Raw genomic sequence first — 16419 nt, 5'->3', positions numbered from 1 at the left:
GAAGGCATGGATCAGGAGCTGTGGTGGTACCTGCCCGAGCATCGCAAAGCGCGTCGTCCACGCCGGGCCAGAAAGCGCCAGAAGCCTAAGTTTGATCGTGATGTCAGCATCCTGTTCCGACCGGATGACGTCACACACCGCCGCCAATTCGGACATTGGGAAGCTGATCTTGTCTTGTTCAAACAACGGTTTGGGCAATCAAACGTGACATCTCTGGTTGAGCGTGTCAGCCGGTTTACCGTGCTGCTAAAGAACCCGGACAAACGGACCAAACCCGTTATGGGCAAAATCATGAAAGCTGTCCGTGATCTACCCTACATCGCGCGTCGTTCCATCACCTTTGACCGCGGCACCGAGTTCGTGAGCTGGCCACACCTGCAAGCCGAGATCGGGACGCAAACCTGGTTCTGTGATCCGTCCAGCCCATGGCAGAAAGGCACCGTTGAAAACACAAACCGACGCGCTCGTAGATGGCTGCCAAGAAAGCGCGACATCACGGCAGTCACAGATCATGAATTGAAAATGATCTGTGACCGCCTCAACGCAACACCCAGAAAATGCCTCGGCTGGAGGACACCAGCCGAGGTCTTCCGCGAAAAAATGATGGAAGAGATGGGACGGCCCCCCTACCCTCGAAAGGAATAGGAGTCGCGCTTCAGGTAGCGCGCACATTTTCCATCGCGTCCAACACCTTCCGCGCCGCGCGAAAACACTCCAGCGCCTGCGGCACGCCGCAGTAGATCCCGATCACATGGATGATTGCGCGGATTTCTTCCTGCGTGACCCCGTTGTTGATCGCGCCTCGGCAATGCAATTCCCATTCGTGCATCTTCCCTAGCGCCCCGATCATCGACAAGTTCATCATCGAGCGCGTTTTGGCGTCGATCACGTCATCGCCCCAACCAAAGCCCCAGCACCATGCGGTCATCGCCTCTTGAAACGGACGGGTAAAATCATCAGCGGCAGCCAGATTTTTCTCGACATATTCAGCGCCCAAGGTTGCCTTGCGCTGTTCGAGGCCTTTCAGAAATAGATTCTCATCAAAGGTTCCCATCGTCGTCCTCGCTTTGCATTGGCGCTTATGCGCCCTCGGTGATGAAAATTTCAGCGGTGCAAGCGCCATAACGCTTGGCCCGCGCAGCTGTGTATTCGGGTGACGCGTAGCAGGCTTTGGCCGCATCCAAGGACGGGAATTCTATTACGACGTGGCGCTCCCATACAGGGCCTTCGATGCATTCGGTCGTCCCGCCGCGGGCCAAGAACACCGCCCCATGGCGGGCAAAGGCCGCAGGTGCCAAAGCCTGATACCCTGCATAGGCTTCAGGATCGGTGACAGTGACACGGGCAATCCAATAGGCCTTTTTCATTCGCCCACCTCGGCCAGCTCCCGCGCCAGCAGCTTTTCAGCCACGGCTTTTGCGTCCAAAAGGTGATCCTCGACCGCTTGACGTGCGGCATCGGGATTTTCGCTGCGGATCGCCTTATAAATATTCCGCATATGGGTCGGCCCCGGTGTGCGCCGTTCGGCGCTGGTCAGGGTCATCAAACGCAGGCGCGAGATGCGTCCATTCAGGCGTTGGACCACCTCCCATGCGATCGAATGCTGCGCACCCTGAAAAATAACGTCGTAAAAACAGGTCGTTGCCTTGAACAAAGCCCCGCCGTCCATGTCGGCCTGCGCCTTCTGCAAAGCTTCCATCGCTGCAGACAACTGGCTGTGCAGCGCGGGAGTCATATGTGCGGCGCAGGCGCTGGCGGCCTCTGTCTCAAGTTTGAGGCGAATGTCGTAAATCTGCCGCGCATCATCCCATGTCAGGCGCGAGACAATCGGCCCCTTGTTGGGCTGCAACTCAACCAGACCTTCGGCGTCCAGATAGCGCAGGGTTTCGCGCACCACTGTGCGGCTGACGCCCAGTTGCTCACATAAAACCCGCTCCACCAGACGCTCGCCCGGTTTGAACGTTCCGTCGATGATCGCATCCCGCAACCGTTCAAGAACCACATCCCGAAGGGTTGTGGGTTGAAGGTCAATCTTACTGAGGCCTCGATTCTGCATGCCTCAAGCTAGCAGTGCGGATTTCGCCGAACAAGAGAATTGACTGATTGTATTACGGCACACCATATTCAAATCAGACGATTCACTTTCAACCAAGGACGCCCCCATGCCCGCTGTGATCCGCAAGACCCTGCTTCATGTTGAGGAAACGCTCATCGAAGGAGGCAAGGCCGCACCGGTGCCTTTGAAAATGATTGCAGCGGTGGCGGTGATCCAGAATCCGTGGGCTGGTCGCGGCTTTGTCGAAGATCTGCGCCCCGAGATCACCGACTGCGCACCGGGTTTGGGTGCCCTGTTGACCCGCATGGTGCTGGAGGCCGCTGGCGGCGGTGACAAGGTTGAAGGTTATGGAAAATCGGCCATCGTCGGCGTGAACGGTGAGGTCGAACATGCCTCGGCCCTGATCCACACCCTACGGTTCGGCAACCACTATCGCGAGGCCGTCGGCGCGAAATCCTATCTGGCGTTTTGCAACACGCGCGGTCCGGCCAACGCACCGCTGATGATCCCGCTGATGGACAAGAACGATGGCGGTCGGCGCAGCCACTACCTGACGATCCAACTGTCGATCGCTGACGCCCCCGCGCCGGACGAGATTGTCGTGGCGCTTGGCGCATCCATCGGCGGACGCCCCCATCACCGCATCGGTGACCGGTATCAGGACCTCAAGGAGCTTGGTCATGACGTCGACAACCCTGCCGCTGTCTGAGGGCACCCTTAGCTTCAGATCGGCGGGAAGCGGACCGCCGGTTGTGTTGATCCATGGTGTCGGCATGCAGTCCGCCGCTTGGGGACCGCAGATCGCGCATCTAGCGCAGGCCCGCCGCGTGATTGCGCTGGATATGCCCGGGCATGGGGGCAGCACCGCCCTGCCCCTTGGCGCGACGCTAGAAGATTTCGTGGCATGGGCCGCGAATGCGATCACTGCTCTTGGCCTTGGCCGCGTCAGTCTGGCAGGCCATTCCATGGGCGCGCTGGTGGCTGGCGGACTGTCGGCAACGCGCCCCGACCTGGTGGCCAGAGTTGCCCTGATTAACGGCGTCTATCGCCGTTCAGCCGAGGCCCGCGCCGCAGTTGAGGCCCGCGCGAGCCAGATCAAAGACGGCCAGATCGATCTGGAAACACCGCTGAACCGCTGGTTCGGTGACAGTCCGTCCGAAATCGCGGCCCGCGATCTGGTGGCTGGATGGCTGCGCTCCGTCGATCCCAAGGGCTACGCTGTCGCATATGGCGCGTTCGCCCGCGGCGACGCGACCTATGCTGACCGGATCAAGGACATCACCTGCCCGCTTCTGGCGCTGACCGGCGACGGCGATGCCAATTCCACGCCCGCAATGGCGCAAGCAATAGCAAATGCCGCCCCCAACGGGCGCTGTGTCGTGATCAAGGGGCACAGACATATGGTTAACCTCACCGCGCCCGAGGCCGTAAACGCAGCTTTAGACACATGGTTGGCGACACCCACACAGGAGGACCCCCGATGAGTGATCTTGATCCCCGCGCGTTGCGCACGGCATTTGGCACCTTCATGACAGGTGTCACCGTGGTCACGGCCATGGACGACGATGGCCAGCCTCTGGGCTTTACGGCAAATTCGTTCACCTCAGTCTCGCTAGACCCGCCGCTGGTGCTGGTGTGTCTGGCCAATCGCTCGGCCAATTATGAGGCATTTACCAAGGCATCCGGCTTTGCGGTGAATGTCTTGGCCGAGACCCAGAAAGATGTCTCGAACACCTTCGCCCGACCGTCCGAAAACCGCTTTGCTAGCGTCAACTGGAGCAAAGGCCCGCAAGGGGCACCGGTGCTCGAAGGCGTCTCGGCATGGTTCGACTGCGCCATGCACAAAGTGGTTCCCGCCGGCGACCACGCCATCCTGATCGGAGAGGTCAAGGCCTTTGACACCGCCCCTGCCCCCGGCCTTGGCTATGCCCGCGGTGCCTATGTGACCCCCGCCTCCGAGGCCGAGGCACTAGAGGGGCAGACAGGGGTTATGGTCTCGGCCCTGATCAAGCGCGGCGATACGGTGCTGCTGGTGGATCGCAAGGACGGCAACCTGACCCTCCCCGAAGCCCGCGTCGGCAAAGAGGGGCTGTCGGCCACCCTAGCCCGTCTGATCGATGAGACCGGCCTGAAGACCGAGGCAGGTTTCATCTATGCAGTCTATGAGGACAGTCTGCGCGGCTGCCAGCACATCACCTTCCTTTGTGATGCGCCCGAAGGCACCCCGCGAGGCGGCACCTTCGTCACGCCCGAACCCTCGGCGCTGATGGATATCGCCGACCCCGCGATGCTGACCATGCTGACCCGCTTTGCCAGCGAGGCAAAGCTTGGAAATTTCGGAGTTTATTACGGAAACGCCCGCAGCGGCGAAGTGCGCCCGATTAACAAAGGAACAATTTGAAATGAAGTTCTCGCTTTTTGCCCACATGGAACGCATCTCTGCGGACGACTGCCAAAAGCAGCTTTATGACGAATTTATCCAGCTGTGCCAGATCGCCGACGAAGGCGGGATGCACGCGGTCTGGACCGGCGAGCATCACGGCATGAACTTTACCATTGCGCCGAACCCATTGCTCAATCTGGTGGATCTGGCGCGCCGCACCCGCAACGTCCGCCTAGGAACCGGCACCGTCATCGCGCCGTTCTGGCATCCGATCCGGCTGGCGGGCGAGGCGGCGATGGCCGACATCATCACCGAAGGCCGGTTGGAACTTGGCATCGCCCGCGGCGCCTATACCTATGAATACGAACGCATGATGCCCGGTCTTGATGCTTGGGAAGCAGGCCAGCGGATGCGCGAATTGGTCCCTGCCCTGCGGGCACTGTGGAAAGGGGATTACGCGCAGGAAGGCCAGTTCTATTCCTTCCCCGAAACCACCTCTGCCCCGCAGCCCTTGCAGGAAAACGGCCCGCCCCTGTGGGTGGCCGCCCGCGATCCAAACAGCTTTGAATTTGCAGTGAAACATGGCTGCAACGTGCAGGTCACGCCTCTCTGGAAGGGCGAGCCTGAGGTGCGCCACCTGATCGACACCTTTGATGCGGCCTGCGCAGGCACGGAGGCACCTCGCCCCAAGATCATGCTGTTGATGCACACCTATGTGGCAGAAGACGGGGCCGACGCCGCCGTGGCCGCCGACGAATTGAACCGCTTTTACAACTACTTCGGGGCATGGTTCATGAACAAGCGCGAGGTCAAGCAGGGCCTGATCGAGACGCTCAGCGACGAAGACATCAAAGCCCACCCCTTCTATTCCGCCGATGCGATGATGCGCGATCTGGTCATCGGTGACGCGGACGCGGTGATCAAACGCCTGAAGGTCTATGAAGGCATGGGCTATGACGAGTACAGTTTCTGGATCGACTCTGGCATGAGCTTCGAGCGCAAGAAAGCCTCGCTTCAGCGGTTCATCTCGGACGTCATGCCCGCCTTTCAGTAACCCCGCAAAGGAGCAGCCCATGCAGCGTTACCAGCTATATATCGACGGAGCTTTCTGCGACGGATCGGGCCAATTCCCCAGCATTGATCCATCCACAGCGCAACCTTGGGCCATGATGCCCGAGGCCAAAGAAGATGACGTCAACCGCGCCGTCGCCGCTGCCAAACGCGCCTTTGACACGCCTGACTGGGCGGGCATGACGGCCACAGCACGGGGCAAGCTGCTGATGCGGCTGGCCGACCTTCTGGCCGAGAACGCGCAGAAGCTAGCGCAGATCGAAACCCGCGACACCGGAAAGATCATCCGCGAAACCTCGGCCCAGATTGCCTATGTGGCCGATTACTATCGCTATTACGCGGGGCTTGCGGACAAGATCGAAGGGGCGCATCTGCCCATCGACAAACCCGACATGGAGGTCTGGCTACGCCGCGAACCCATCGGGGTTGTGGCAGCGGTGGTGCCTTGGAACTCGCAACTCTTTCTGTCGGCGGTCAAACTGGGACCTGCACTAGCGGCGGGCTGTACGGTGGTGCTGAAGGCCTCGGAAGAAGGGCCCGCGCCCCTCTTGGAATTTGCCCGCATCTTCGATCAGGCAGGCTTTCCCAAAGGCGTGCTGAACGTCATCACCGGATTTGGCGCCACCTGCGGCGCGCCGCTGACCAGCCATCCCGATGTGGCTCATGTGGCCTTTACCGGCGGGCCGGACACCGCCCGCCATATCGTGCGCGGCAGCGCCGAAAATCTGGCCAGTGTCTCACTGGAGTTGGGGGGTAAATCGCCCTTTATCGTGTTTGAGGACGCAGATCTGGACAGCGCCGCCAACGCGCAAGTCGCGGGCATCTTCGCGGCAACGGGACAAAGCTGCGTGGCAGGATCGCGCCTTGTCGTGCAGAATTCAATCAAAGAGGCCTTCCTTGAGCGCCTGAAAGCCAAGGCCGAAGCCATCGTGATCGGCCAGCCAGACAACATGGCGACCGAGGTCGGCCCCCTCTGCAGCGCCCGCCAGCGGAACCATGCGACAGACCTGATCGCCCGTTCTTGCGACGCAGGGGCGCGGGTTATCACCGGCGGCACGGCCCCAAGCGGCAACGGGTTCTATTTCAAACCTACGATCATTGATTGCTCGGACGCGCCTGATGCACCTTGCCTGACCGAAGAATTCTTTGGCCCCGTCCTGTCTGTCGTGGGTTTTGACACCGAAGAAGACGCCGTGCGCATCGCCAATGACACCGCCTTCGGCCTTGCCTCTGGCGTTTTCACCCGCGATTTGACCCGCGCGCACCGGATGATCCGCCGTATTCAGGCGGGCATCGTCTGGGTCAACACATACCGCGCCGTCAGCCCCATCGCGCCCTTTGGCGGGCATGGGTTATCTGGCCACGGACGCGAAGGCGGCCTGCAAGCCGCCCTTGATTACACCACCGTCAAAACCGTGTGGCTGCGGGTCAGCGATGATCCCATCCCTGACCCCTTTGTGATGCGCTAGGCTAAAACCCGCGGCGGAAGGTGGCACCTAGACCTGTGCCACTTCCTCCATCCACCCCAGCCGCATTTCGGGAACCGAACGCAGCAGCATTTCGGTATAATCATCAAAGGGCGGCGACAGCACTTTGGACTTCTGCCCATAGCGCACCACCTTGCCCAGATGCATCACCGCGATAGAATCCGCGATGGCTTTCACCGTTGCGATATCGTGGGTGATGAACATGTAGGACACCTGTTCACGCTGTTGCAGATCATAGAGCAGCTGCAAAATCCCCTCGGCCACCAGCGGATCAAGTGCGCTGGTCACCTCATCACAGATAATCAGCTTTGGCTTGGCGGCAAGCGCGCGGGCGATGCAGACACGCTGCTTTTGCCCGCCGGATAGCTCGGCCGGATAGCGGTCCATAAAGCCCGCGCCCAGTTCGATCTCATCCAGCAACTGCACGATCCGATCCCGAAGCGCCGCGCCTTTCATACCGAAATAAAACTGCAACGGACGCCCGATGATCGTTCCCACGGTTTGCCGCGGGTTCATCGCCGTGTCAGCCATCTGATAGATCATCTGCAACTCTTGCAGGTCTTCACGGCTGCGGCCCTTCAGATCACGAGACAACGCGCGTCCATCAAACAGCACCTGCCCCGCCTTTTGCGGCAAAAGCCCCGTGATCACCCGCGCCAGCGTGGATTTTCCAGAGCCGGACTCCCCCACCACCGCCAGCGTCGTGCCGGGCTGGATCGCGATGTTGATATCCGACAGCACATCACGCCCCATCCCGCGATATTCCGCAGAAAGGCCAGTGACCTGCAAAACAGGCGGTTGGTCCGAAGTCTTCTCCGCATGTTCTTTGGCCGTCACCGACACAAGCGCACGGGTATAGTCCTGCTGCGGTTCGGTGATGATCTGCCGCGTCGAGCCGTACTCCACCGTCTTGCCATGCCGCAGCACCATGATGTCATCGGCAATCTGCGCCACCACCGCCAGATCGTGGGTGATATAAAGCGCAGCCACCCCCAGATCGCGGATCGCCCCCTTGATCGCGGCCAGAACGCCAAGCTGCGTGGTCACATCCAGCGCAGTCGTGGGCTCATCGAAAATCACCAGATCAGGCTGTGGACACAGTGCCATCGCTGTCATCGCACGCTGCAACTGCCCGCCCGACACCTGATGAGGATAACGATCTCCGAAGGTCTCCGGCTCGGGCAGCCCTAGCTTGCGGAACAGATCAACCGCCCGCTCCTTCGCCTCTTGGCGCGAGGCCCGCCCGTGCGAGACTGTGGCCTCGATCACCTGCTCCATCAGCTTTTTCGCAGGGTTAAAAGCAGCAGCGGCGGATTGGGCCACATAGGTGACCTCAGCCCCGCGCAAGGACCGCAGAACAGCACCCTTTGCCTTGCGGATTTCCCGCCCGTTCAGGTGGATTTCACCACCGGTCAGTTCGATCCCGCCACGGCCATAGGCCATCGCCGAAAGGCCAATCGTGGACTTACCCGCACCGGATTCCCCGATCAGCCCCAGTACCTTGCCCTTTTCCAAGGTTAAGGACACGCCGTCCACAATTGTCACGCGGCGGGGCGCCTCACCGGGAGGATAAGCGGTGGCTTCGATCTTGAGGTTGTCAATCTTCAGCACATGATCAGGCATTGCGCCCCCCTTTCAACGAGGAGGTGCGATCCAGCACCCAGTCGGCCACAAGGTTCACGCTGATCGCCAGCGCCGCAATCGCAACCGCGGGCAGCAGTGCAGCCGGTATGCCGTAAACGATCCCGTCCTTGTTCTCTTTCACGATCCCGCCCCAGTCCGCCGCAGGCGGTTGCACGCCAAGCCCAAGAAACGACAGGGTCGAGACGAAAAGTACCATGAAAATAAAGCGCATCCCCGCCTCGGCCACCAAAGGCGACAAGGCGTTGGGCAGGATTTCCCGAAAGATCACCCAAGCGCGCCCTTCGCCGCGCAGGCGGGCGGATTCCACATACTCCATAACCGCGATATCGCTGGCGACTGCGCGGGATAGACGGAACACGCGGGTGGAATCCAACAGGCCCATGACAAGGATCAGCACAGGGATGGTCACCGGCATCACCGACAGCACCACCAGCGCAAAGATCAGCGTCGGGATCGCCATAATCAGATCGACAAAGCGCGACATCAGCTGATCCAGCCATCCGCCCACAACTGCCGCGAACAGCCCCAGAACCGAGCCGGTGACAAAGCTGACCACCGTCGCGGCAATCGCCACAAAGATCGTCGTCTGACCGCCCCAGATCATGCGGGACAAGAGGTCACGTCCGATATTGTCCGTCCCGAGCCAATATTCAGCCGAGGCCGGTTCCCACACGTCGCCAACCACTTCGCTGACGCCATAGGGCGCAATCCACGGGGCGAAAATGGCGGTAAACAGGAACAGTCCGGTGATAAACAGTCCGATCAAGGTCGGAAGAGGAAGGCGCATCATTTCGGGTGCCTCAATCTGGGGTTCGCCAGGATCGACACGATATCTGCAAACATGTTCAGGAAAATATAAACGGCGGCAAAGATCAGACCGCAGGCCTGCACCACCGGCACATCGCGCTTGGCCACGTGATCCACCAGATACTGACCCATACCGGGGTAGACAAAGACCACCTCAACCACGACGACGCCCACAACCAGATAGGCCATGTTCAGCATGACCACGTTCACAATCGGCGCGATCGAGTTTGGAAAGGCGTGACGCCAGATCACGCTTGCGCGGCGCAGGCCTTTCAGCTCGGCGGTCTCGATATAGGCCGACTGCATCACGTTCAGCAGGGCCGCGCGGGTCATCCGCATCATATGGGCCAATACCACCATGACCAGAACGGCAACGGGCAGCGATATAGCGTGCAGCTTGTCCAGAAGGCTCATCCGGTCGTTCAGCATCGCCACCGACGGGGCCCATCCCAGTTGCACGGCCACATAGTACATCAGGATGTAGCTCATCATGAATTCAGGCACCGAAATCGCGGATAGCGTCACCGCCGAGATCAGCTTGTCCGGCCAGCGCCCCCGATAAAGAACCGAGACAAGGCCAAGGGTAATCGCCAGCGGGACCGAGATAATCGCCGCCCACATGGCTAGAAACAGGGTGTTCCCCAGACGGTCCGCAATGGACGCGCCGATATCGCGCCCGTTGGTCAGCGATGTTCCCAGATCCCCGCGCACAACCCCGCCAAGCCAGTTCAGATAGCGTTCAAGCGGCGGAACATTCAGACCCAATTCTTCGCGCAAGTTCGCAAGGGATTCCGGCGTGGCCGTCTGCCCTAGGATCGATTGCGCCACATCTCCGGGCAGGATCTGCGTGCCCAGAAAGATCATGATCGAAACCAGAAAAATCAAAAGCAGGCCCAGCGCAATGCGCTGGACCAACAATTTAAGGACTAATGCGTTCATCCGGCCCGCCTCAGGCCAGCCAACACTTGTGCGGAGCCAGACCGTTCATGACTTCCCAGACGCCGTTCTGTTCCCAGCCCGCGATCTGATCGCTGACACCTTCTATGAAATCGTTGAACATCGGGCATATCAGACCGCCTTCATTGCTAAGAATGTCCGCCATCTCACGGTAGAGCTGCTTGCGTTTGGCGCCGTCCAACTCGCCCTTGGCTTCGAACAGCTTGGCGTCGAAGGTTTCGTTCTTGAAGCGGGTGTCATTCCAGTCTGCAGTCGACAGATAGGCAGTGGCGTACATCTGGTCTTGTACCGGACGGCCGCTCCAATACGAGGCGCAGAAGGGCTGCACGTTCCACACTTCGGACCAATAGCCGTCTGCGGGCTCGCGGCTGATCTCCAGCGGGATACCGCAGGCGCGGGCGCTTTCCTGAAACAGCTGCGCCGCATCGACCGCACCGGGGAAGGCCACATCCGACACGCGCAGGATGATCGGGCTGCCGTCATGGCCGGATTTGGCGTAGTATTCCTTGGCTTTTTCGGGGTCATATTCGCGCTGGGGAATGCTGTCATCGAACAGCGGATAGGCCGAGTTGATCGGAATGTCGTTCCCGATCGAGCCATAGCCCTGCAGGATCTTGTCCACCAATTCCTGACGATTGATCGCGTATTTCAGCGCCATACGCAGGTCCGCGTTATCAAACGGCGCGGTGTCGCAGTGCATGATGAACACATAGTGACCACGGCCCGAGACGTTCTTGACCGAGATACCGGGCGCACGGCCCAACAGACCCGCCACCTTGGGCGCGACTTGGTTCACGATATGCACCTGACCCGATTGCAGCGCCGCGTTACGGGCGGTTGCATCGTTGATCACGGCAAATTCGACGCCATCGAAATGGCCGCGGCTGTCATCCCAGTAGTCCGCAAATTTTTCAAAGGTGTAGCGCACGCCGGGCTCTGCCTCGACCACCTTGTAGGGGCCGGTGCCGATGCCTGCGTTCGGGTTGTCACGGCCACCGTTCGGCTGGATCACAAGGTGATAGTCCGACATCAGGAACGGCAGGTCGGCGTTGGCATCGGTCAGTTCGACAACAAAGTTGTCGCCATCCACACGCATATCCGCGATGCCTTTCATGATGCCAAGCGCACCGGATTTCGCCTCTTCGTCCGAATGGCGGCGCATGGTTTCCAGAACGTCATTGGCGGTCATAACCGCGCCATCATGGAACTTAACGCCCTGACGGATTTTGAAGGTCCAAGTCTTGGCATCGGGGCTAGAGGACACATCCTCGGCCAGACGCATGTCAAGCGAGCCGTCGTTGTTCACGTCCAACAAGGTCTCGCCGAAGGTGCGGGTGACGTGGAACGCCACCTGCGCCAGCGCCATTGCGGGATCAAGTGACTCGGTGCTTTCACCGCCGCCAAGGCCCATCTTAAGGATGCCGCCCTTTACAGGCGACTGTGCCAGAGCGGCACGGAAGGGAACAGTGCCCCCCACCAAAACACCAAGGCCGAGCACACTGGCCCGGCCAAGCATCTGACGGCGTGTCATCCCTTTCTGGCTGAAACGCTGGAAGGTCGTGCCTTTTGTCTGATCAGTCATTTTTGTTTTCCCTGTTGTTAATTTTGGCCTTTGGCCTTTCCCCCTTTTTCGGGGGCCTTATGTGCGAAGCGGCGGGCCGCTTCGAAATTCTTATGCGCGTCAGGTCACTCAGGCGGTGTCTCTGGGTTGACCCACATAGCGGGCGGCACCATCGGCATGTTTACCCGCATGATCCGCCACCATCTGCGCCACCAGTTTCGCCACCAAATCCTCTGGCGTGCAAGCGCGGCGCGTGGTCAGATCTGTGTGCAGCAACATTTTCTCGACTGTCGCGGCCAAGGTTCCATCTTTGCGCCAAAGACGATGGAACAGATGCAATCGCTTGCCTTCTCCTGCCAGAACCTGCGACGTAATGGTCAGTTGATCTCCGGCGTGAACCTCCTCCAAGTATCGAATATGGGTCTCGACGGTGAAGTAACTCTTGCCAGAAGCGACATATTTTTCGTCAGCACCGACCATTGCCATCAGGTTATCGGTCGCCTGCGAGGCCGCCTCTAGGTAGTGCGTCTCATTCATATGCCCGTTGTAGTCGGTCCAACTGGTGGGCACCTGACGGCGGGCGGTGACGGGCAAACCGTCTTTACTCTCGCCACTGGCCAGCGCCGCTTCATGGGCTTTGACCACCCCGCCAGCGCCCGAGCCGGTGCGTTTCAGTGACCGCACCATGCCGACGATATTGTCATCACGCAGCCGCTCAAGTTCACGGATCGACATATGGCCGGACTGCGCATCGGACTGGCCCGCGATCAGATCGACCAGCTCATCGGTGAACTCCGGCACATCCATCAGCTTGGTCCACGGCCACGCCAGGCACGGGCCAAACTGCGCCATAAAGTGCTTCATCCCCGCCTCGCCACCCGCAATGCGGTATGTCTCGAACAGGCCCATCTGCCCCCAGCGGATGCCAAAGGCCATGCGGATTGCATCGTCGATCTCTTCGGTCGTGGCGATACCGTCTTTCACCAGCCAAAGGCTTTCGCGCCAGACAGCCTCAAGCAGGCGGTCTGCAATATGCGCGTCGATCTCTTTGCGAAGGGTCAGCGGGTACATCCCGATCTGGCGCAGGATACTGGCGGCCTTTTCCGTATGCTCCGCCTCGCCCACCAGTTCGACCAGCGGCAGCAGGTACACAGGATTGAAAGGATGGGCGACCACAGCACGGGCGCCTTTTTCGTTCAATTCCGAAGGCTTGAAGCCCGACGTTGAAGACCCAATCACCGCCGCATCGGGCGCAAGGTCGCACAAAGACCCCAACACTTTATGCTTCAAATCCAGCCGTTCAGGCACGCTTTCCTGCACCCAATCGGCATCCGAAACCGCCTCAGCCAAATGCTGATGGAAGCTCAGGCTTCCTTCATCTGGCATCGCCCGATCATAAAGCGCGGGCAAGGCACGGCGGGCGTTGCTGATCACCTCAGAGATTTTGCGTTCGGCCTCAGGATCGGGATCAAAGACCGCCACATCCCACCCGTTCAGCAAGAACCGAGCCGCCCATCCGCCGCCAATTACACCGCCGCCAATGATGGCGGCCTTCTTACGCGGGGCGCTCATGCTGCCACCTTCGGGGCCCGTTTCACCAGCCCAAGCCGTTCACGCACGGCATCGGGGCCCACCACACGGGCGCCCATATTCTCGATCAGCGTCACGGCGCGTTCCACCAGTTGCGCGTTCGTGGCCAACTGGCCTTTGCCAAGCCACAGGTTATCTTCAAGCCCGACGCGAACATTGCCCCCCGCCAGCACTGCGGCCGAGACATAGGGCATCTGGTCCCGCCCAAGACTAAAGGCAGACCACGTCCAATCCTGCGGCACCGCATTCACCATCGCCATGAAGGTATGCAGATCATTCGGCGCGCCCCATGGCACCCCCATGCACAGCTGCACCAAGGCCGGAGAGGTCAAAGTCCCCTCATTCACCAGCTCCTTTGCGAACCACAGATGGCCTGTGTCGAACGCCTCGATCTCGGGTTTGACGCCAAGCTCGGTCATCATGCGGCCCATGGCCCGCAACATGCCGGGCGTATTGGTCATGACATAATCGGCCTCGGCAAAGTTCATGGTGCCGCAATCCAGCGTGCAAATCTCTGGCAGGCATTCGGCCACATGGACCATCCGCTCTGTCGCGCCGACCATATCTGTGCCGGCAGCATTCACGGGAAACGGCGCCTCGGTCGAACCAAAGACGATGTCGCCGCCCATCCCTGCAGTCAGGTTCAGCACCACATCCACTTGGGCATCGCGGATACGCTCGGTCACTTCGCGGTAAAGGGCCGGATCGCGTGATGGCCTGCCGGTTTCGGGATCGCGCACATGGCAATGGACAATCGCCGCACCGGCCTTGGCCGCATCAATCGCGCTTTCCGCGATCTGCGCCGGACTGCGCGGCACATGGGGCGAGCGGTCCTGCGTCGCACCAGAGCCGGTCACGGCACAGGTGATAAAGACCTCTTTGTTCATCGCCAAAGGCATCGGCAAACTCCTGAAATTCGGATCGCGCGTCGGGGCCTTGCACAAAGTCGGGTGCGATTCAGGCAGCGCTTTTCAGAAATGCTATTGCGGAGAGGCAGGATTTTTTATTCCATATGTGCCAACAAATCTTCCAATTAGGACAAATTCCAGTGAAATCGGTCACGATCCTTCTGTACGACGGGTTCTCGAACATGGTGCTGTCGTGCCTGCTTGAGCCTCTGCGTGCCGTCCGCGACCAAAGCCAAAGCGCTCTACACTGGCACATCGTCACCCCTCATGATGGCCCTGCCCGCAGTTCCAGCGGGCTGAACATCGCGCCGGACTTGGCCTGCAAGGATGTAATTAAAAGCGATCTGCTAATGGTTGTCAGCGGCTACGGCTACCGACAACACGCAAAGCCGGAAAACCTACGCCCATTACGCCTTTTGACCCGCCAAGCGGCAAGCATAGTGGCGGCGGATACGGGCAGTTGGCTGCTGGCCTCGGCAGGGCTTCTGGATGACCAGACCGCGACGATTCATTGGGGGGTAATCTCGGACTTTACCGAGGAATTTCCCAAGGTGCGCCCCAGCTATGAGCGGTTTGTGAAGCATCCCCGCATCTCGACCTGCGGCGGTGCATCGACGGCGCTGGAATTGATGCTGGCAATGATCTCTGAGCAATTCGGTCCGGCGGATGCGTTCATTGCCTCGACCATGTTCCTGCATGATGCCGCCCAACAGCAAAGCACCGGACGGGGCCCGAACCGCCTTGAAGGGAAAGGCACGGCGCAACTGCGCCAGATCGTGAACCGGATGGTCGAGACGATCGAAACGCCCCTGTCTTTGGAAGAACTGGCCCAACAATCGGGCCTGACCCGCCGCACGCTAGACCGGCTGTTTCAGGCCGAACTGGCGATGTCACCGGGGCGATATTACCAATTGATGCGCCTGACCCATGCGCGAGAGCTGTCCACCAGCACCGACTACGACCTGCGGGAAATCGCCCTGCGCTGCGGCTACGCGGATGCCTCGGCCCTTGGCAAAGCCTTCCGCAAAGCCTTCGGTCATCCCATCCGGAAATCCCGCGGATCACGCCCTCATTGATCCGCCAATTCCCGTATCGCCTGAAGAATTTGCGCGAAGCACGCACGCATCTTGGGGCCATGCCCCCGCGCCCGCTGCCAACCATGCACCATGCCCATCTGCACGGTAAGTCGGCTATCAGCCCCTGCGGCCAAAGCTGCCTCATGATAGCGGACCGCATCATCACACAGGGGATCGCATTCGGCAGGGAATAGGTGCGTCGGCGGCAAGTTCGCCAAATCCCCCAGCGCAGGCACCGCACTAGGATCATCAGGCGCACTGCCCCGTGCAGCAGCGTAATCCTTTAGCTCAGCGGTGGTCAGCATCGGCGCATGGGCATGTAGGTCAAAGCTGCCTCCTTCGGCTGCATAACCCAGCAACGGATACAACAGCACCTGACCACGAAACCCCAGATCAGCCCGCGTGCCTGCCAAGGCCGCACACAAAGTCCCGCCCGCACTGTCACCGCATAGGATCACTGGCCCCTGAGGGCACAGCACTTCGGCCACATGGGACAGATCCTCATAGGCTGCCGGATGGCGGTTTTCCGGCGCAAGGCGATAGTCCACCGCAACCACTTGGCACCCCGTCCCGACCGCAATGTCTGCACATAGATCGTCGTGACTATCGAGGCCCCCCAACACAAAGCCGCCCGCGTGGGCAAAAAGGATCGTGACCGCGCTTTGCGCTCCGTAGATGCGCGTTGGCACCTCTGCGATTAGCCGGTCTTCGACCGGCAGGCCATCAGGTCTCAGACCACTAAAATGCGCGCACATCCGGTCATAAACCGCCCGCACTATATCCCAGTCAGAAAGGTCCAGACCGCGGGGATAGAACTCCTCAGTCTTGGCGATAAAATCCTGAACCTCTTCAGATAGATATTCGGCGTAGTTCACGTGA

Annotated in this window: 17 protein-coding genes; 7 read left to right on the top strand and 10 right to left on the bottom strand. The window is 60.1% G+C overall.

Annotated elements, in window-relative coordinates; translation table 11 throughout:
- Positions 1-645: IS30 family transposase (locus tag CLV74_RS19205; protein ID WP_106268052.1), on the top strand; the 645-nt coding region annotated here is incomplete at its 5' end.
- 10 nt (positions 646-655) lie between these two features.
- On the opposite strand, the gene CLV74_RS19200 is transcribed toward CLV74_RS19205, so the two are convergent.
- Genes CLV74_RS19200 through CLV74_RS19190 form a run of 3 tightly spaced genes read right to left on the bottom strand, consistent with a single transcriptional unit; the run spans position 656 to position 2056 of the window.
- A complete protein-coding gene (locus CLV74_RS19200) occupies positions 656-1054 on the bottom strand; it encodes a carboxymuconolactone decarboxylase family protein (RefSeq protein WP_106268040.1) in 399 nt (132 codons plus the stop codon).
- A 25-nt stretch (positions 1055-1079) separates the two neighbouring features.
- The gene (locus CLV74_RS19195; RefSeq protein ID WP_106268038.1) at positions 1080-1367 is read right to left on the bottom strand and encodes a DUF1330 domain-containing protein; all 288 of its coding nucleotides are present in this window, start codon (positions 1365-1367) and stop codon (positions 1080-1082) included.
- Positions 1364-2056 (bottom strand): GntR family transcriptional regulator, encoded by a 693-nt coding sequence (locus CLV74_RS19190; RefSeq protein WP_106268036.1) that lies wholly within the window; start codon positions 2054-2056, stop codon positions 1364-1366. The genes CLV74_RS19195 and CLV74_RS19190 overlap by 4 nt, the downstream gene beginning before the upstream one ends.
- A gap of 106 nt (positions 2057-2162) precedes the next feature.
- Between CLV74_RS19190 and CLV74_RS19185 the strand changes: the two genes are divergently transcribed.
- From CLV74_RS19185 to CLV74_RS19165, 5 genes are read left to right on the top strand one after another with little or no spacing between them, the layout of a single operon-like run.
- A complete protein-coding gene (locus CLV74_RS19185) occupies positions 2163-2765 on the top strand; it encodes an amino acid synthesis family protein (protein WP_106268034.1) in 603 nt (200 codons plus the stop codon).
- On the top strand, positions 2737-3540 hold the full coding sequence (locus CLV74_RS19180; protein ID WP_106268032.1) for an alpha/beta fold hydrolase: 804 nt from the start codon (positions 2737-2739) through the stop codon (positions 3538-3540). The genes CLV74_RS19185 and CLV74_RS19180 overlap by 29 nt, the downstream gene beginning before the upstream one ends.
- Positions 3537-4457: a flavin reductase gene (locus tag CLV74_RS19175; RefSeq protein WP_106268030.1), complete on the top strand. Its 921-nt coding sequence runs from the start codon at positions 3537-3539 to the stop codon at positions 4455-4457. Before CLV74_RS19180 ends, CLV74_RS19175 begins: the two co-directional genes overlap by 4 nt.
- 1 nt (position 4458) lies before the next feature.
- A complete protein-coding gene (locus CLV74_RS19170) occupies positions 4459-5493 on the top strand; it encodes an LLM class flavin-dependent oxidoreductase (protein ID WP_106268028.1) in 1035 nt (344 codons plus the stop codon).
- Positions 5494-5512: 19 nt separating this feature from the next.
- Entirely contained in the window at positions 5513-6979 is a 1467-nt protein-coding gene (locus CLV74_RS19165; RefSeq protein ID WP_106268026.1) for an aldehyde dehydrogenase, read from the top strand.
- Between the two features lie 27 nt (positions 6980-7006).
- Here CLV74_RS19165 and CLV74_RS19160 read toward each other — a convergent pair whose 3' ends face one another.
- The 6 genes from CLV74_RS19160 to bcoG form a co-directional block, all read right to left on the bottom strand.
- On the bottom strand, positions 7007-8620 hold the full coding sequence (locus tag CLV74_RS19160; RefSeq protein WP_106268024.1) for an ABC transporter ATP-binding protein: 1614 nt from the start codon (positions 8618-8620) through the stop codon (positions 7007-7009).
- Complete coding sequence (locus tag CLV74_RS19155; protein WP_106268022.1) at positions 8613-9431, bottom strand: ABC transporter permease; 819 nt, start codon at positions 9429-9431, stop codon at positions 8613-8615. The genes CLV74_RS19160 and CLV74_RS19155 overlap by 8 nt, the downstream gene beginning before the upstream one ends.
- Positions 9428-10387: an ABC transporter permease gene (locus CLV74_RS19150; protein WP_106268020.1), complete on the bottom strand. Its 960-nt coding sequence runs from the start codon at positions 10385-10387 to the stop codon at positions 9428-9430. The genes CLV74_RS19155 and CLV74_RS19150 overlap by 4 nt, the downstream gene beginning before the upstream one ends.
- Positions 10388-10397: 10 nt before the next feature.
- Positions 10398-11987 carry an ABC transporter substrate-binding protein gene (locus CLV74_RS19145; protein ID WP_106268018.1) on the bottom strand — a complete coding sequence of 530 codons (1590 nt, stop codon included), beginning with the start codon at positions 11985-11987 and terminating at the stop codon, positions 10398-10400.
- Positions 11988-12095: 108 nt separating this feature from the next.
- Complete coding sequence (locus tag CLV74_RS19140; protein WP_106268016.1) at positions 12096-13538, bottom strand: carnitine 3-dehydrogenase; 1443 nt, start codon at positions 13536-13538, stop codon at positions 12096-12098.
- The gene (bcoG, locus tag CLV74_RS19135) at positions 13535-14455 is read right to left on the bottom strand and encodes a 3-dehydrocarnitine:acetyl-CoA trimethylamine transferase BcoG (protein WP_106268014.1); all 921 of its coding nucleotides are present in this window, start codon (positions 14453-14455) and stop codon (positions 13535-13537) included. Before bcoG ends, CLV74_RS19140 begins: the two co-directional genes overlap by 4 nt.
- A gap of 149 nt (positions 14456-14604) precedes the next feature.
- Between bcoG and CLV74_RS19130 the strand changes: the two genes are divergently transcribed.
- Positions 14605-15540 carry a GlxA family transcriptional regulator gene (locus tag CLV74_RS19130; protein ID WP_170108112.1) on the top strand — a complete coding sequence of 312 codons (936 nt, stop codon included), beginning with the start codon at positions 14605-14607 and terminating at the stop codon, positions 15538-15540.
- Here CLV74_RS19130 and CLV74_RS19125 read toward each other — a convergent pair.
- The gene (locus CLV74_RS19125; protein WP_106268010.1) at positions 15534-16415 is read right to left on the bottom strand and encodes an alpha/beta hydrolase; all 882 of its coding nucleotides are present in this window, start codon (positions 16413-16415) and stop codon (positions 15534-15536) included. The genes CLV74_RS19130 and CLV74_RS19125 overlap by 7 nt on opposite strands.
- Positions 16416-16419: the final 4 nt, after the last annotated feature.

The organism is Donghicola tyrosinivorans (assembly GCF_003003355.1).
Taxonomy (GTDB): Bacteria; Pseudomonadota; Alphaproteobacteria; order Rhodobacterales; family Rhodobacteraceae; genus Donghicola; species Donghicola tyrosinivorans.
The sequence above is the reverse complement of the archived record's forward strand: the minus strand, read 5'-3'. Positions and strand labels throughout refer to the sequence as shown.

Coding starts and splice junctions, on each gene's coding strand:
- CLV74_RS19200 (WP_106268040.1), bottom strand. CDS start 1,054: ATGGGAACCTTTGATGAGAATCTATTTCTGAAAGGCCTCGAACAGCGC.
- CLV74_RS19195 (WP_106268038.1), bottom strand. CDS start 1,367: ATGAAAAAGGCCTATTGGATTGCCCGTGTCACTGTCACCGATCCTGAA.
- CLV74_RS19190 (WP_106268036.1), bottom strand. CDS start 2,056: ATGCAGAATCGAGGCCTCAGTAAGATTGACCTTCAACCCACAACCCTT.
- CLV74_RS19185 (WP_106268034.1), top strand. CDS start 2,163: ATGCCCGCTGTGATCCGCAAGACCCTGCTTCATGTTGAGGAAACGCTC.
- CLV74_RS19180 (WP_106268032.1), top strand. CDS start 2,737: ATGACGTCGACAACCCTGCCGCTGTCTGAGGGCACCCTTAGCTTCAGA.
- CLV74_RS19175 (WP_106268030.1), top strand. CDS start 3,537: ATGAGTGATCTTGATCCCCGCGCGTTGCGCACGGCATTTGGCACCTTC.
- CLV74_RS19170 (WP_106268028.1), top strand. CDS start 4,459: ATGAAGTTCTCGCTTTTTGCCCACATGGAACGCATCTCTGCGGACGAC.
- CLV74_RS19165 (WP_106268026.1), top strand. CDS start 5,513: ATGCAGCGTTACCAGCTATATATCGACGGAGCTTTCTGCGACGGATCG.
- CLV74_RS19160 (WP_106268024.1), bottom strand. CDS start 8,620: ATGCCTGATCATGTGCTGAAGATTGACAACCTCAAGATCGAAGCCACC.
- CLV74_RS19155 (WP_106268022.1), bottom strand. CDS start 9,431: ATGATGCGCCTTCCTCTTCCGACCTTGATCGGACTGTTTATCACCGGA.
- CLV74_RS19150 (WP_106268020.1), bottom strand. CDS start 10,387: ATGAACGCATTAGTCCTTAAATTGTTGGTCCAGCGCATTGCGCTGGGC.
- CLV74_RS19145 (WP_106268018.1), bottom strand. CDS start 11,987: ATGACTGATCAGACAAAAGGCACGACCTTCCAGCGTTTCAGCCAGAAA.
- CLV74_RS19140 (WP_106268016.1), bottom strand. CDS start 13,538: ATGAGCGCCCCGCGTAAGAAGGCCGCCATCATTGGCGGCGGTGTAATT.
- bcoG (WP_106268014.1), bottom strand. CDS start 14,455: ATGCCTTTGGCGATGAACAAAGAGGTCTTTATCACCTGTGCCGTGACC.